Below are 911 nucleotides of genomic sequence, written 5' to 3'. Positions count from 1 at the left end.
GAAGGAGCGGCTGAATCGCCCCCCGAGGTAACAGAAAATGAATAAGGGGGCTTGTCACTAACATGCTGTCATCCGAACTATTGTGTCTCAATGAGTTGGAATGAGGATTTCTATGTTTAGCGGACAGTAATAATTGCCAATAGTGGTCCAATCGGCTTCATTGAGTGTTCCGGTTACCTTGAGCCGTCGCACGTCAGCCAATTGTTCCACATTGTAGAGAACTTCCTGTCCCAGACTGCCAGGCTCTGTAACTTCAGCGGTTACGATGTCGTTGGTTTTCATCAAACCGTAGAAGCCCAGCCGAAGGTCGTGTTTTCCACCATCAGGTCGGTCGTTGGTTACCGTGAAAGTGATGGTGTGGCTACCGGCATCAAGGTCGATAAAAAAGCGTGGGCTCCGCCTATACAGCACGGTGCTGCTCACCGTTCTCCAAGTTGTTCCGTCCACCTTTACCTCCAGTTTGGTGCGCAACTCATCTTGTTTGTCGGTTTCTGCACCCTGATAAGCGTCAAAGCAGAAAGTGGATCTTACCGTCGGTTTGAGATTTACCGTGAGTGTGGTAATCTCTCCCGGAGCTATTGCCTGCGAATACACAAAGGCATTGTCGTTGGTGGTCCAAGGTTTGGCATCATCGTTAAGGATTTTTATGGGATCTGACCATGTCTGAAGTTTCACTTTTTCGGTGATGTCTGTTGTTTGCGCCCAACCATATATAATGGTAAGCAACATTACTGAAAGTAGTTGAATGCGTTTCATAAGCTTGCGTTTTTATTGATTATTAAAATTTTTCGTAAATATAAAACAAAAAGTGATTGGGGGTACTTGCAAATTCGGAAAAACAGTATTGCAAATTCGGAAAAAGTGCTTTTTGTGTCGATTATTTGCGATTCTGAAATGTCAAGACGTGAATA

The 911-nt window shown here is 44.8% G+C and carries 1 protein-coding gene; it reads right to left on the bottom strand.

The window, feature by feature from the left end; translation table 11 throughout:
• Window positions 1-87: 87 nt before the first annotated feature.
• The gene (locus ETF27_RS11120; RefSeq protein WP_147785842.1) at window positions 88-756 is read right to left on the bottom strand and encodes a hypothetical protein; all 669 of its coding nucleotides are present in this window, start codon (window positions 754-756) and stop codon (window positions 88-90) included.
• Window positions 757-911 lie beyond the last annotated feature (155 nt).

It is taken from the genome of Prevotella brunnea (assembly GCF_008016795.1).
GTDB lineage: Bacteria > Bacteroidota > Bacteroidia > Bacteroidales > Bacteroidaceae > Prevotella > Prevotella brunnea.
This window is presented reverse-complemented; position numbering and strand designations above follow the sequence as displayed.